Raw genomic sequence first — 14,770 nt, 5'->3', positions numbered from 1 at the left:
CCCGCGGACCCGGCCCGCGCCGGGCCCCCGTGCCCCCGGCCGCGACCCCGCACCCCCGCCCGGCGGAGTGCCCTCAGCCCCTCCCGCCCCGCAGCGCCCGCGCCCGCCGGGCCACCCGGCGCAGTGCCGGGCTGGAGCGCAGGAACGCCAGCCGGGCCGGGACCACCCCCGGCAGCGCGAGCGAGGCCAGGCGGCGGCGTTTGAAGTAGCGCCAGGTGTGGCCGTCCAGGTGCGCGGCGAGGTAGCGCTCGGCGGCCGGACGCAGATCGGGGCGCACCTTCGGCCGCATCGCGAAGGCGACGGCGGCCAGCAGACCGCCCAACTCCGCCCCGCCGCACGGATTCTGCTCGGCCACCGCCCCCGCGTCACCCAGCGCGGGCAGCACCGCGTCGGCGAGCGTCGCCGGTATCCGCTCGGCGTTCTCGTACGGGGTCAGGCGCTCCAGGAGCAGCCCCGTGCCGACCGTCGCCACCGGCAGGCCGTGGAGCCGGGCCGCCCCGAACAGCGCCGTCGAGGTGCAGCCCACGACCAGCGCGGGCCGCAACCGGTGCAGCAGCACATCGGCCGGGACCGGCAACGGGCCGTCCAGCACGGTTAGTTCGACGCCCAGCCGGTCCGCCTCGGCGCACAGCTCTGCCGGGCGCTCCCACGGCGCGTACGGATCCGGCGCGAACACCAGCCGGGTGTGACCGAGGGCCGCCGCCCCGCGCACCATCTCCCGCCGCAGCCCCGCCTCCTCGTCCGCCGTGATCAGCCCGGCCCCCGCGAGCGCCTGCCCGAGCAGCAACACCGGCTCCTCGACGGCAGGCAACACCACATGTATGTCCGCGAGTTCGGCGACGACCTTGGTGATCGCCTCGGTCGGCACGGTCCGCGGCTCCACCCCGTACTCGCCCAGCAGCAGCGGGCGCACCCCGGGAACCAGGTCCGGATGGAGCAGCCGCCGCACCCGGGTTCCCGTCAGCGGCGGGATCTTCTCCCCGGTCGGGCCGTAACCGCCGGGCCCCTCGGCGTACACATCCACCGGGGTGCCCGCGAACACCTGGGTGAGGGCCTGGGCGGGGCCCGCGTGCGGGGAGCCCACCACCAGCTCCAGCTCCTCCGCGCCCAGGTCCCAGGCCCGTCGGAAGTGGCGTTCCCACAGCGGGGCGTCGTCCGCCCGGGGCGACCAGCCGTCCGGGTGGAGGGGGGCGATCGCGTCGTTCCACGAGAGCACCTCGTCGAACCGGGTGCGCAGCCGCTCGAAGCCGGCGCTCGTAGAGACGTCGGCGACGGCCTCCGGGGCCGGCCCGGTCCGGGACAGCAGCAGGATCCGGCGGTCGGGCTCGGTGAAGCAGCCCGCGTCGATCGCCGCGGCGAGCAGCACCACCGCCTCCGGCGAGGATGCGTGGAAGATCCGGATGGTCATGCGGCCGAGGCCCCCTTCGCGGCGGCCGGACGGCGGCGCAGCCTGCGCACCCGGGTCGCCCGTGTCACGTCCATGGCGTCGAGCGCCTCGTCCAGCAGTCGTTGCGGAAGGCGTCCCAGGGCCGCGGTCCCGCGCGACTTCAGTTCACGGGCCACGGCCGGTTCGAATTTGTCCAGGTCGCCCAGATGGTGGGCGATGATCGCGCAGTACGTGCGGACGGTCTTCGGCAGAAACACCTCCGCCTCGCGGTCGGCGGCGGTCTCCGCGATCACCTGGTCGAATGCGCGCAGGAAATCGAGCTGGCGCACATCGCCGATCTGTGTCAGGGAGGTCGCCACCCCGCGCCGGTAGAAATGGCTGAGCAGGCCCAGGGTGGCGAAGGATTCCGCCTCCCGGTGCAGCCGCCAGATCCACGGCCGGTCCTCCGCCGTGCGCAGCCCGTCCGTGAAGTGCAGCAGCCCCCGGTCCAGCAGCCGCCGGTGGTAGAGGCCCGCCCAGGCGAACGCGTAGTCCACCGACGTGGTGCGGTGGGCGGGCAGGATCGCGGCCCGGGGGTCGCTCACCACCCCGTGCGGCCCGTGCGGAACCCGGCGTACGGTGCGTGTCTTCCCCTTCACCTGGACATGGTCCGTGCGCACGAAGTCGCAGCCCAGTGCCTCGGTTCCGGCCACCAGCCGCTCGTAGTGGCCGGGGGCCAGCCAGTCGTCGCCGTCCAGGAAGGCGATGTATTCGCCGCGGGCGGCCTCCAGACCGGTGTTGCGCGCGGTCGCCAGACCGCCGTTCACCTCGTGCCGCAGCAGCACGGCCCCGGGGATCTCGGCCTCGGCCCGCTCCAGCAGGCGGAGTGTCCCGTCGGTCGAACAATCGTCGACGAGGAGGAACTCGAAGTCCTCGCGGGCGTTGGCCCGCAGACTTCTGAGGGTGTCGGGCGCGTAGGCCTGCACGTTGAAGAACGGCACGATGACGGAGAGCTTAACCACGCGCATCACGTTAGGTGCGGCTCCGGCTCATTCCTTTTCCGCGATGCGCCCAGCAGGTGAACAACGCCCGTCGCCCAGGTGAATCACCTTTTCCAGGGCAGAAATTGGGGGCGTTTTCGAGGTCGGTCCCCAAGCGTCGGCTCGCTGTTAACCATCTGTTGCCATCACGTTGGGCCGCGCATCGAAATGCCTTCCTAACTTCTAGGACGTGCCCCCACGTACCAGCCAAGACGCCGAACCGGCCCAGACCCCCGCCGCGCCCCGACCGGCGCTCCGGGTCGCCGTCCTCGCCGACTCCGACACCCGGTGGAAATGGGGCGCGCTCACCGCGCGCCGCCTGACCGCCGAGTCCGCCGGGGACGGGCAGGACGCGCGGCCCGTCGAGGTCAGCGGGCTGCTGCTGCGCGGCCGGGCCACCCCGACGCCCCGCCAGCTCGCGGAGGTCGGCGAGGTCGGGATCGACGCCGGCCGGGTCCGCGAGGTCACCGCCGTCGAGTTCCTGCACACCGTGCGCGACGAGGGGTACGACCTCGTCGTCCTCGCCCTCGTCGGCGGCGGCGTCCAGGCCATGCTGCACGGGCTCGCCGCCCTGAACCTGCCGCGCCGGCCCGTCGTCGTCACCGGTTACGTCGGCGTCGTCTACGAGAAGCTCGCCGACGGCCTCCTGCTGCGTCACGGGGCGGACGTCGTCCTCGCCAACTCGGCCCACGACGCGGAACGTTTCCGCGCGGTGTACGAGGGGGTGGGCGCCGACGCCTCGGCCGTCACCGAGGCCGCCCTGCCCTTCCTCGGCGGAGCCCCGTACCGCCCCGAAGAGGGCCGTGACACCGTGGTGTTCGCCGCCCAGCCCTCCGTACCGGCCTCCCGCGCCGACCGCACCTACCTGCTCCGCCGGCTCGTCGAGCACGCCAGGCTGCACCCGCGCCGCGAGGTGCTGCTGAAGCTGCGCTCCAAGCCAGGCGAGCACACCACGCACATCGAGGAACTGCCCTACCAGAAGCTCGCGCAGAGGCTGCCCGGCGGGCTGCCGCCCAACTTCCGCCTGGTGTACGGGCACATGGGCGAGGTCCTGGACCGTACCGACCTCCTGGTCACCGTCTCCTCGACCGCCGCGCTGGAGTCCCTGCACCGCCGCATCCCGACCGCGATCCTCACCGACCTCGGGGTACGGGAGCCGCTCGGCAACCACCACTTCGTCGGCTCCGGGCTCCTCACCTCCTGGGACCGGCTCGACGGCGGAACCCGGCCGAAGCCCGACACGGAGTGGGTGGCAGGCCAGGGCGTCGCCGCCGACGGTTCGTACGGCACCGCCTACGACACCGCCCGCGCCAAGGTGACCGCCCTCCTCGGCACCGGCCAACTCCCGCCGCTCGCCCCCTACTACACGCCCGCCACCGCCCCCGGCTACCTCCCTGGCATCCTCGGCCGCCACCACCTGGCCCCGGACGGTACGCCCCTGCCGGGCGCGGCGGCGGCGCAGGAGCCCGGCCGGGTCCGGGGCGCGGTCCGCGAGACCGTCCGCAACGCGGCCCGCGGCGCCTACCGCCACGGCGTCCAGCGCGTCGCCCCGGTGATCCGGCGGATGGGGGACCTGTGACCACCCCAGCGGCCTTTCCCGCCTCCGCGACCCCCAGCGCCCCAGCGGCCTCCACGACCTCAGGAACCGCCACCACACCAGGAGCAGCGATGCAGCCGCCCCCGACCCCGACCGTCCTCGCCGTGATCCCCGCCCGCGGCGGATCCAAGGGTGTCCCCGCCAAGAACCTCGCCGAGGTCGGCGGCATCCCCCTGGTCGCCCGCGCCGTCCGCGCCGCGCTCGGCGCCCCCGAGGTCACCGACGTCGTCGTCACCACCGACGACGGGGTGATCGCCGAGGCCGCCCGCACCGCCGCCGCCGACCTCCGGGCCGCCCACCGGCTGCACTGCGTCGAGCGCCCCGCCGCCATCGCGGGCGACACCGCGACCAGCGAAGCGGCCGTGCTGCACGCGATGGACGTCTACGAGGCCGAGCGCGCCCGCACCGTCGACGTGGTCCTCCTCGTCCAGTGCACCAGCCCGTTCGTCTCCCGCGAGGACATCGACGGGGTGGCCCGGGCGGTGGCCCACGAGGGTGCGGACACGGCCGTCACGGTCGCCCCGTTCCACGGCTTCGTCTGGCGCGACGGGCACGCGGTCGAGGAAGGAACGTACGGCGTCAACCACGACAAGTCCGTACGCCCCCGCCGCCAGGACCGCCCCCAGGACCACCTGGAGACCGGCGCGGCCTACGCGATGGACGCGGCGGGCTTCCGTACCCACCGCCACCGCTTCTTCGGCCACACCGCTCTGGTCCCCACCGACCCGGCCCGGGTGCTGGAGATCGACGACCCCCACGACCTGGCCCGCGCCCGCGCGCTCGCCCCGCTCCTGGACCCCTCCCCGCTGCCCTCCCTCGCGGACGTGGACGCGGTCGTCCTGGACTTCGACGGCACCCAGACCGACGACCGCGTCATGATCGACTCCGACGGCCGCGAGACGGTCGCCGTCCACCGGGGCGACGGGCTCGGCATCGCCGCCCTGCGCAAGGCCGGCGTGCCCCTGCTGATCCTCTCCACCGAGCAGAACCCGGTCGTCGCGGCCCGCGCCCGCAAGCTCCAGATCCCCGTCCTGCACGGCATCGACCGCAAGGACGAGGCGCTGAAGCGCTGGTGCGACGAGCAGTCCCTCGCACCCGACCGGGTCCTCTACGTCGGCAACGACGTCAACGACCTCCCCTGCTTCTCCCTCGCCGGCTGGCCCGTCGCGGTCGCCGACGCCCATGACTCGGTACGCGCCGCAGCGCGCGCCGTCACGACCACCCCCGGGGGCTACGGCGCCATCCGCGAGATCGCGGCCTGGCTGCTCGGCCCCACCCTCACCACCACTCCCTCTGTCCCCACAGTCCCCACCACGTAAGGAAGCACCACCATGAGCACCTCCCGCCTGCGCACCTTCGGCACCCGCACCGCCGGCCCCGGCAACCCCGTCTACATCACGGGCGAGATCGGCATCAACCACAACGGCGACCTCGACAACGCCATCGCGCTGATCGACGCGGCCGCCGAAGCCGGCTGCGACGCCGTCAAGTTCCAGAAGCGCACCCCGGAGATCTGCACCCCGCGCGACCAGTGGGACATCGAGCGCGACACCCCCTGGGGCCGGATGACGTACATCGACTACCGCCACCGCGTCGAGTTCGGCGAGGCCGAGTACACCGCCATCGCCGAGCACTGCGCCAAGCGCGGCATCGACTGGTTCGCCTCCCCGTGGGACACCGAGGCCGTCGCCTTCCTGGAGAAGTTCGACGTCCCCGCCCACAAGGTGGCCTCCGCCTCGCTCACCGACGACGAGCTGCTGCGCGCCCTGCGCGCCACCGGCCGCACGGTCATCCTCTCCACCGGCATGTCCACCCCGAAGCAGATCCGCCACGCGGTCGAGGTCCTGGGCAGCGACAACATCCTGCTCTGCCACGCCACCTCGACGTACCCGGCGAAGGCCGAGGAGCTGAACCTCCGGGTCATCAACACCCTCCAGCAGGAGTACCCGAACGTCCCGATCGGCTACTCCGGCCACGAGACCGGCCTCCAGACCACCCTGGCCGCCGTCGCGCTCGGCGCCACGTTCGTCGAGCGCCACATCACCCTGGACCGCGCCATGTGGGGCTCCGACCAGGCCGCCTCCGTCGAGCCGCAGGGCCTGACCCGCCTGGTCCGCGACATCCGCACCATCGAGCAGTCGCTCGGCGACGGCGTCAAGAAGGTGTACGAGTCCGAGCTCGGCCCGATGAAGAAGCTCCGCCGCGTCGCGGGCGTCGTCGCCGAGACCGAGAACGCGCCGGCCCCCGAGCCGGTCGCGGTCTGAGCGCCGACCGGTGAACCTCGCCTTCGTCGAGAGCCCGGTCCAGCTCCTGAACGTCCTGGAGTGGGTTCACACCCAGGGGGGAGACGACCCGGCCGCCACCACGGTCGTCGTCCTCCCCCCGGTCGACCCGATGTCGCGCGGTCAGCTGCGCCGGATGGCGGAGCTGGCCCGCGACGAGGGCATCGCGGTCCGCTGGCAGGAGGCGCGCGGCGAGTCCGGCGCCCCCCTGAAGGCCCTGCGCGCCCTGGCCGGCCTGGTCCGGCGCGCGGACCACATAGTGATCGGCGACCCGTTCTCGCGCTACGTCCAGCTCCTGCTGACCCTGGTCCGCGCCGACCGCCTCACGGTGGTCGACGACGGCACGGCCACCATGGAGTTCGTCGCCCAGCTGGCCCGGGGCGAGCGGCTGACCCGCTGGCACCGCCGGGGCCGTACGGGACCGCGCGAACTGGTCCTGGCCCCGGTCACCGCCACCGCCCGCCGCCGCTTCACCCCGACGGCCCGCCACACGGTCGAGGTGTTCACCGCGATGCCGGTCGAGGCTCCGCCCGGCATCACGGTCACCCCGAACACCTTCGCCTGGACCCGGGCCCGCTTCGGCCCGCCCAGCATCGGCAAGGGCGCCGACCTGGTCGGCACCTCCCTGGTCGAGACGGGCGTCGTCGACCCCGTCCCGTACCAGGAGGCGGTGGCCTCCCTGGCCCGCACCCACGGCGCCACCCGCTACTTCGCCCACCGCCGCGAGTCCGCCGAGAAGCTCCACGCCCTGGAAGCCGCCACCGGCCTGGAGATCGTCCGCCCGGACCTGCCCCTGGAACTGATCGCCCGCCGCGGCCCCATCGGCCGCACGATCGTCAGCTTCCCCTCCACAGTCGTCCACACCCTCCCGCTGGCGCTGGCCGGCACGGGCGTGAACGTCGCGGTCTGCGACATCGCCCCGGAATGGCTCCGCGCCACGGCCTCGCCGCGCGCCCAGGGCTTCCTGAGCGGGGTCACGGAGACGGCGCGGGGGGTGCAGCGACTGCCGTCGGTGGTGACGTGAGGGCCGCGCCCGCACGGGCGCGGACCCGGGTCCGGAAGGGGAACGGGTATACCCGAAACCACGCTGCGTCACACGTCCTCACCCGAACTTTGTTCGCCTGTGCGGCTGAAGTTTTGTTGATCTGTGGCCAGTTGAGGGGGCAAGGGGCCTACGCTTCATAAGGTGAACCAGTTGAAGTCCCGCGCCTCCCGCCCCCACAACCCGGCCGGCCAGCCCGGGGGAGGTGCGCTGCCCGGCAGGCTCTCCGACGAGCTGCGTGCCGAGCTGATCGCCTTCCGCCGTGACCTCCACATGCATCCCGAGCTGGGCAACCAGGAGTTCCGCACCACCGCCGCCATCAAGGACCGGCTGGAGAAGGCCGGGCTGAAGCCCAGAGTCCTGGCCGTCGGGACCGGGCTCATGTGCGACGTGGGGGAGTGGGACGGGGTGACGCCCATGCTGGCGTTGCGGGCGGACATCGACGCGCTGCCGATCCCGGACACCAAGGCCGGCGTGCCCTACCGGTCCACCGTGCCCGACCGGGCGCACGCCTGCGGCCACGACGTGCACACCACCACCGTCCTCGGCGCGGGCCTCGTGCTCGCCGATCTCGACCGGCAGGGGCTGCTGCCCAACGCCGTGCGGCTGATCTTCCAGCCCGCCGAGGAGGTCCTGCCCGGCGGCGCGGTCGACGCGATCGAGTCCGGGGTGCTGGAGGGCGTCGGCCGGATCATCGGCGTCCACTGCGACCCGAAGGTGGACGTCGGGCGGATCGGGCTGCGGATCGGGGCCATCACCTCGGCCTGCGACCGGCTGGAGATCGCGCTCGACGGGCCCGGCGGCCACACCGCCCGCCCCCACCTGACCACCGACCTGGTCACCGCCGCCGCCCGCATCGCCGTCGACGTGCCCGCGCTGCTCGGCCGCCGGGTCGACGCCCGCGCCGGGCTCGCGCTGACCTGGGGCCGCCTGGAGACCGGGCACGCCCCCAACGTCATCCCGCAGCACGCCGAGCTGTCCGGCACCGTCCGCTGCCTGAATCTGGACGCCTGGCGCGACGCCCCTGACCTGGTGCACGCCGCCGTGGACGAGGTGGCCGGAATGCACCGGGCGAAGACCGTGATCAATTACGTACGGGGCGTGCCGCCCGTGGTGAACGACGCGGAGTCCATCGGCCTGCTCGACGCCGCGATGACCGAGCGCCGCGGATCGTATGCGATCGAGGACACCGAGCAGAGCCTCGGCGGCGAGGACTTCTCCTGGTACCTGGAGCAGGTGCCCGGGGCGATGGCCCGCCTCGGCGTCCGCACCCCCGGCGACACGCGCGGTCTCGACCTGCACCGCGGCAACTTCGACGTGGACGAAGAGGCCATCACCGTGGGGGTCGAGCTGTTCACCGCCTCGGCGCTGCTCGACGCGAACCGTTAGCGGAGCGTTGACACGGTCTTCGTGGTCCGTTCGTGGACCTACGGGGCCGCTTCTGTTCACGACGATCCGATAACGGCTTCCGTACGTGCTCTTATCTGACATCTACGCGCGTTACGATCGCCGCGAAACCAGCGCCGGAAGAGGCGCTTCGGTCAGGTTTGAAGGAGCCTTCCCTTGCGCCGGATCACCAGGATCACCACCGTGGGCCTCGCGTCCGCGGCGCTCGCGCTCAGCGCCACCGCCTGTGGCGGGAAATCGTCGTCGGACGCCGGTTCCGACTCGGGTGGCGACAAGGCCGCCATCGCGTACGACATCGGCGGCCGCGGCGACCAGTCGTTCAACGACGCCGCCTACGCCGGTCTCGCCAGGGCCGAGAAGGACCTCGACGTCCAGGGCAGCGAGGCCGAGCCCTCCGAGGGTGAGGGCGACGCGGACAAGGTCCAGCGCCTCACCGAGCTGGCCCGCTCCGGCAACAACCCGGTGATCGGCGTCGGCTTCGCCTACGCGCCCGCCATCAAGAAGGTCGCGCCGAAGTTCCCGAAGACCACCTTCGGCATCATCGACGACGCCTCGGTGACCGGCGACAACATCGCCAACATCGTCTTCAACGAGGAGCAGGGCTCCTACCTCGCCGGCGTCGCCGCCGCGAAGGTGACCAAGTCCAAGACGGTCGGCTTCATCGGCGGTGTCGAGACCCCGCTGATCAAGAAGTTCGAGGCGGGCTTCATCCAGGGCGTCAAGGACACCGACGCCTCGGTCAACGTCCTTCCGCAGTACCTGACGCAGCCGCCGGACTTCGGCGGCTTCTCCAAGCCCGACCTCGGCAAGGCCGCCGCCCAGGGCCAGCTCGACAAGAAGGCCGACGTGGTCTACTCGGCCGCCGGTCTGGCCGGCTCCGGTGCCATCGAGGCCGTCTCCAAGGCGGGCAAGTGGAACATCGGCGTCGACTCCGACCAGTACAAGCAGAAGGGTCTCGCGGACTACAAGGAGTCCATCCTGACCTCGGTCACCAAGGACGTCGAGGACTCGGTGTTCAACCTGATCAAGTCGGTCCAGGACGGCAAGCCGCAGACCGGTGAGATCCGCTACGGCCTGGACAAGGACGGCGTCGGCCTCTCGATGTCCAACCCGGCGTTCACCAAGATGACCGACGTCATCGAGGCCGTCGACCAGGCCAAGCAGGAGATCATCGACGGCAAGATCAAGGTCAAGACCGCTCCGTAAGCAGCTCCGCGAGCAGCTTGGCATCCCCGTCGAACGGCTGGTTTCCCCAAGGCCCTGTCCGTCCCCGCGCCGCACTCCGGCCGGCGGACGGACAGGGCCGCGGGCCCATCCCGGCCCGACGGCCGGGTTTCCCGCGGCACCGCTCGTACCACTCGTACCACTCGAAGAAGATCCGCCTCTCGCCGTGCTCTCCCTCCCCGGCCCGGGCCCCCGCGTCCGGACGGTGACGTGCACCCGTGTTTCACGATTCGGCAGCGCTACGCGTGTAGACAGCCCTCCGGCGCGATAACTTCACCCCCGCCCCCCAGGGCCCCCGAGCCCCCCAGCCCCTCCGCCCCCGCTCCTGTCCGGCCAAGGAGAGTGCGTCATCAACGCGTCCAGCAGTCCCCCTGCCGTAGAACTGCACGGCATCACCAAGCGCTTCCCCGGAGTCGTCGCCAACCACGACATCGACATCACCATCGGCAAGGGCACGGTCCACGCGCTCGTCGGTGAGAACGGCGCCGGCAAGTCCACCCTGATGAAGATCCTCTACGGCATGCAGAAGCCGGACGAGGGGACCATCGCGATCGACGGCGAGCAGGTCTCGTTCGCCAACCCGGGTGACGCCATCGAGCGCGGCATCGGCATGGTGCACCAGCACTTCATGCTCGCCGACAACTTCACCGTCCTGGAGAACGTCGTCCTCGGCGGCGAGAAGCTGTACGGCATCGGCTCCGGCGCCCGGAAGAAGATCAAGGAGATCTCCGACGCGTACGGGCTCGGCATCCGCCCCGACGCGCTCGTGGAGGACCTCGGGGTCGCCGACCGGCAGCGCGTGGAGATCCTCAAGGTCCTCTACCGGGGCGCCCGCATCCTCATCCTGGACGAGCCGACCGCGGTCCTCGTGCCGCAGGAGGTCGACGCCCTCTTCGCCAACCTGCGCGAACTCAAGGCCGAGGGCCTGACCGTCATCTTCATCTCGCACAAGCTGGGCGAGGTCCTCTCGGTCGCCGACGAGATCACCGTGATCCGCCGCGGCACGACCGTGGGCACGGCCGACCCGGCCACCACCACGACCAAGCAGCTCGCCGAGCTGATGGTCGGCAGCGAGCTGCCCTCGCCGGAGACCCGCGAGTCCACCGTCACCGACGTACCGACGCTCCGGGTCGAGGACCTCAAGCTCACCGTCACCGACCCCGACGGGACCGTCCGCGACGTGCTCGCCGGCATCGACTTCACCATCCACCAGGGCGAGGTCCTGGGGATCGCCGGTGTCGAGGGCAACGGCCAGACCGAGCTCATCGAGGCCCTCATGGGCATGCGCGACCCGGACGCCGGAGTGATCACGCTCGGCACCGACGACATCTCGCACGCCCCGACCCGCAAGCGCCGCGAGTCCGGCATCGGCTACATCCCCGAGGACCGCCACCGCCACGGCGTCCTGCTGAACGCCCCGCTGTGGGAGAACCGCATCCTCGGCCACGTCACCGAGAAGCCCAACAGCCGCGGCTGGCTGCTGGACAACAAGGCGGCCCGCACCGACACCGAGCGCATCGTGCGCGAGTACGACGTGCGCACCCCCGGCATCGAGGTCACCGCCGCGTCCCTCTCCGGGGGCAACCAGCAGAAGCTGATCGTCGGCCGTGAGATGAGCCACGCGCCCAAGTTCCTGATCGCCGCCCACCCCACCCGCGGTGTGGACGTCGGCGCGCAGGCGCAGATCTGGGACCAGATCCGCGAGGCCCGCCGCGAAGGGCTCGCCGTCCTGCTGATCTCGGCCGACCTGGACGAGCTGATCGGGCTCTCCGACACCCTGCGCGTCATGTACCGCGGCCGACTGGTCGCCGACGCCGACCCGGCCACCATCACCCCGGAGGAACTGGGCTCGGCCATGACCGGCGCCGCCACCGGTCACCTCGAAAGCCCGGAGGACGAGGCCCGATGAAGAAATTCGACAAGGACCGGCTGATCCTGGGCTTCGCCGGCCCGGTGCTCGCCCTGGTCGTCGCCCTCGCGCTGACGACCGTGGTGCTGCTCGCCTCCGGGCAGAACCCCTTCGAGCCGTACCGGATCATGTTCGAGTCGGCCGGCTACGTCGACGTACAGGTCCTGATCGTCAACCAGGCCGGTACGTACTACCTCGCCGCGCTCGCGGTCGCGGTCGGCTTCCGGATGAACCTGTTCAACATCGGCGTCGACGGGCAGTACCGACTCGCCGCCATGGTGGCCGCACTGGTCGGCGCCAGCGTCAGCCTGCCGGGACCGCTGCACATCGCGCTGATCGTCATCGTCGCGATGCTCGTGGGCGCGTTCTGGTCCGGTATCGCGGGTTTCCTCAGGACCACCCGCGGGGTGAGCGAGGTCGTCTCGACGATCATGCTCAACTCGATCGCCACGGCGCTGGTCGCCTGGCTGATCCTGCCGGACAACTTCGGCGAGCAGCCGGCCGGCTCCAACAACCTGACCACCGGTGAGATCCCGGAGTCCGGCTGGTTCCCCGGGCTGCCGATGGGCGACATGGCCGGGGAGATCTACGGCTTCACCTTCGTCGCCGCCGGCTGCGGTGTCCTGTACTGGTTCGTCCTGAACCGCACCCGGTTCGGCTTCGACCTGCGCGCCACCGGCGCCAGCGAGACCGCCGCCCAGGCCTCCGGAGTGGACGCCAAGAGGATGATCCTCACCTCGATGCTGATCTCCGGCGCCATCGCGGGTCTGGCCGGTATGCCGACCCTGCTCGGCGACACCCACACCTACAGCCTCGACTTCCCCACGGGCATCGGCTTCACCGGCATCACCATCGCGTTGCTGGGCCGGAACAACCCGCTCGGCATCGCCCTCAGCGCCCTGCTGATCGCGTTCCTGGACAAGTCCTCGGCCTCGCTCGACCAGTACGGGTACGAGAAGGAGATCGCCACGATCATGCAGGGCCTGATCGTGATCTCGGTCGTCGTCTCCTACGAGCTGGTCCGCCGTTACGGCATCCGCCGCCAGCAGCAGAAGGTCGGCGAGGAGCTCGCCGCCGGACACGCCCTCACGACCGAGAAGGAGGCGGCCCTGTGAGCACCAGCAAAACCATTGCCGCACGCCCCGCCCCCCAGAAGGGCAACGGCCGCCGCAAGCTCTCCCTGCCCGTCGTCCTGCTGATCATCGCGGGCGGTCTCGCCCTGATCTCGCTGGTCCGCCTGATCAGCGGCGCCAACGACATCACCTCGGTCGGCCAGGTCCGCGGCGCCCTGTCACTCGCCGTGCCGATCGGCCTCGCCGGACTCGGTGGCCTGTGGGCCGAGCGCGCGGGCGTCATCAACATCGGTCTCGAAGGCATGATGATCCTCGGCACCTGGTTCGGTGCGTGGGCCGGGTTTCAGTGGGGCCCATGGGTGGGTGTCCTCTTCGGCATCCTCGGCGGCTGCCTCGGCGGCCTGCTGCACGCCGTCATCACCGTCACCTTCGGCGTGAACCACATCGTCTCCGGTGTGGCCATCAACATCCTCGCCGTCGGCGTCACCCGCTACCTCTCCAACTTCGCCTTCGACGGCGTCCAGGGCGGCTCCTCGAAGCAGTCCCCGCGCATCGATCCGATCGACAGGATCACCGTTCCCGGACTCTCGGACTGGATGCAGGATCTGCAACAACAACACTGGTTCCTGATCTCCGACCTGGCGGGCATCATCGGCGGGCTCGTCACCGGCCTCTCCCTGCTCACCGTCGTCGCCCTGCTGCTGATCCCCGCCACCTGGTGGATCCTGTGGCGCACCCCGTTCGGGCTGCGGCTGCGCTCCTGCGGCGAGTCCCCGGTGGCCGCCGAGACCCTCGGCGTCAACGTGTACAAGTACAAGTACATCGCCGTCACGGTCTCCGGCGGTCTCGCGGGCCTCGGCGGCGCGTTCCTCGCGATCGTCGCCACCGGCATCTACCAGGAGGGCCAGACCGGCGGCCGCGGCTACATCGGCCTCGCCGCGATGATCTTCGGCAACTGGATGCCGGGCGGCATGGCGCTCGGCGCCGGCCTCTTCGGTTTCACCGACAGCCTCAAGCTGCGCGGCGGCGCCGAGAACGTCCACGCGATGCTGCTCCTCCTGGCGATCCTGCTGGTCATCGCGGTGCTCTGGCAGCTGTACAAGAAGAAGTACGTCTCCGCGGCGATCGCGGCGGTCGTCTCCGCGCTGCTGTTCACCTGGTACTTCCTGACCGACCAGGTGCCGAGCCAGTTCGTCGACGCCGCCCCGTACGTCACCACGCTGCTGGTCCTCTCGCTCTCCGCGCAACGGCTGCGGATGCCCAAGGCGAACGGCGCGTCGTACCGCAAGGGCGAGGGCAAGTGACACCGCCGCCCGCCGCCGGAGGCCCGTCGGCCGCCCCGGCCTTCGGCGAGGCCGACTGGGAGACCCTGCGGGAGGCCGCCCGGGACGCCATGTCCCGGGCGTACGCCCCCTACTCGGGCTTCCCGGTCGGTGTCGCCGCCCGGGTGGACGACGGCCGCACGATCACCGGCTGCAACGTGGAGAACGCCAGCTACGGCCTCTCCCTCTGCGCCGAGTGCGGCCTGGTCTCCATGCTCCACGCCACCGGCGGCGGCCGGCTGACCCACTTCACCTGCGTGGACGGCACCGGGGCGATCCTGGTGCCGTGCGGCCGGTGCCGGCAGCTCCTGTACGAGTTCGGCGGCCCGGAACTCCTCCTGGAGACGCCCGACGGGCTGCGCACGCTCGACGAGATGCTGCCGCAGTCGTTCGGCCCGCAGCACCTCGGCTGAACCCGTATCTCCCGGCGGTGGGGCGGCCCGTGCACCGACGGCCCCCCCCCCCGCCCCCCACCCAACGCCGCGAGGGGACAAAGTCACACACCCAG

General features: G+C 71.7%; 12 protein-coding genes. 10 read left to right on the top strand and 2 right to left on the bottom strand.

Annotated features, from left to right (window positions below):
• Positions 1-73 precede the first annotated feature (73 nt).
• Together ACFWM7_RS25370 and ACFWM7_RS25365 are read right to left on the bottom strand one after the other, a co-directional pair.
• Positions 74-1,408: a polysialyltransferase family glycosyltransferase gene (locus tag ACFWM7_RS25370; protein ID WP_383264345.1), complete on the bottom strand. Its 1,335-nt coding sequence runs from the start codon at positions 1,406-1,408 to the stop codon at positions 74-76.
• Positions 1,405-2,388 carry a glycosyltransferase family 2 protein gene (locus tag ACFWM7_RS25365; protein ID WP_383264343.1) on the bottom strand — a complete coding sequence of 328 codons (984 nt, stop codon included), beginning with the start codon at positions 2,386-2,388 and terminating at the stop codon, positions 1,405-1,407. Before ACFWM7_RS25365 ends, ACFWM7_RS25370 begins: the two co-directional genes overlap by 4 nt.
• A 208-nt stretch (positions 2,389-2,596) precedes the next feature.
• Here ACFWM7_RS25365 and ACFWM7_RS25360 point away from each other — a divergent pair, with 208 nt between their 5' ends.
• From ACFWM7_RS25360 to ACFWM7_RS25315, 10 genes are all read left to right on the top strand, one after another.
• On the top strand, positions 2,597-3,985 hold the full coding sequence (locus tag ACFWM7_RS25360; RefSeq protein WP_383264341.1) for a DUF6716 putative glycosyltransferase: 1,389 nt from the start codon (positions 2,597-2,599) through the stop codon (positions 3,983-3,985).
• Between the two features lie 89 nt (positions 3,986-4,074).
• On the top strand, positions 4,075-5,322 hold the full coding sequence (locus ACFWM7_RS25355; RefSeq protein WP_383264339.1) for a cytidylyltransferase domain-containing protein: 1,248 nt from the start codon (positions 4,075-4,077) through the stop codon (positions 5,320-5,322).
• A 12-nt stretch (positions 5,323-5,334) separates the two neighbouring features.
• Entirely contained in the window at positions 5,335-6,267 is a 933-nt protein-coding gene (locus ACFWM7_RS25350) for an N-acetylneuraminate synthase family protein (RefSeq protein WP_006127058.1), read from the top strand.
• A gap of 10 nt (positions 6,268-6,277) precedes the next feature.
• Positions 6,278-7,309: a hypothetical protein gene (locus ACFWM7_RS25345; RefSeq protein WP_383264336.1), complete on the top strand. Its 1,032-nt coding sequence runs from the start codon at positions 6,278-6,280 to the stop codon at positions 7,307-7,309.
• A 171-nt stretch (positions 7,310-7,480) separates the two neighbouring features.
• Positions 7,481-8,716, top strand: a complete 1,236-nt coding sequence (locus tag ACFWM7_RS25340; RefSeq protein WP_383264349.1) for an amidohydrolase — start codon at positions 7,481-7,483, stop codon at positions 8,714-8,716.
• A 174-nt stretch (positions 8,717-8,890) separates the two neighbouring features.
• Positions 8,891-9,940, top strand: coding sequence for a BMP family protein (locus tag ACFWM7_RS25335; protein ID WP_383264333.1), 1,050 nt, complete (start codon positions 8,891-8,893; stop codon positions 9,938-9,940).
• Between the two features lie 343 nt (positions 9,941-10,283).
• Positions 10,284-11,867 (top strand): ABC transporter ATP-binding protein, encoded by a 1,584-nt coding sequence (locus ACFWM7_RS25330; protein ID WP_383264347.1) that lies wholly within the window; start codon positions 10,284-10,286, stop codon positions 11,865-11,867.
• Positions 11,864-12,982: an ABC transporter permease gene (locus ACFWM7_RS25325; RefSeq protein WP_383264330.1), complete on the top strand. Its 1,119-nt coding sequence runs from the start codon at positions 11,864-11,866 to the stop codon at positions 12,980-12,982. Before ACFWM7_RS25330 ends, ACFWM7_RS25325 begins: the two co-directional genes overlap by 4 nt.
• A complete protein-coding gene (locus tag ACFWM7_RS25320; protein ID WP_383264327.1) occupies positions 12,979-14,244 on the top strand; it encodes an ABC transporter permease in 1,266 nt (421 codons plus the stop codon). The genes ACFWM7_RS25325 and ACFWM7_RS25320 overlap by 4 nt, the downstream gene beginning before the upstream one ends.
• Positions 14,241-14,675, top strand: coding sequence for a cytidine deaminase (locus ACFWM7_RS25315; protein WP_383264324.1), 435 nt, complete (start codon positions 14,241-14,243; stop codon positions 14,673-14,675). The genes ACFWM7_RS25320 and ACFWM7_RS25315 overlap by 4 nt, the downstream gene beginning before the upstream one ends.
• Positions 14,676-14,770 lie beyond the last annotated feature (95 nt).

Origin of the sequence: Streptomyces sp. NPDC058375 (genome assembly GCF_042723425.1) — a bacterium.
Taxonomy (GTDB): Bacteria; Actinomycetota; Actinomycetes; order Streptomycetales; family Streptomycetaceae; genus Streptomyces; species Streptomyces durocortorensis.
This window is presented reverse-complemented; position numbering and strand designations above follow the sequence as displayed.

Coding starts and splice junctions, on each gene's coding strand:
- ACFWM7_RS25370 (WP_383264345.1), bottom strand. CDS start 1,408: ATGACCATCCGGATCTTCCACGCATCCTCGCCGGAGGCGGTGGTGCTG.
- ACFWM7_RS25355 (WP_383264339.1), top strand. CDS start 4,075: ATGCAGCCGCCCCCGACCCCGACCGTCCTCGCCGTGATCCCCGCCCGC.
- ACFWM7_RS25350 (WP_006127058.1), top strand. CDS start 5,335: ATGAGCACCTCCCGCCTGCGCACCTTCGGCACCCGCACCGCCGGCCCC.
- ACFWM7_RS25325 (WP_383264330.1), top strand. CDS start 11,864: ATGAAGAAATTCGACAAGGACCGGCTGATCCTGGGCTTCGCCGGCCCG.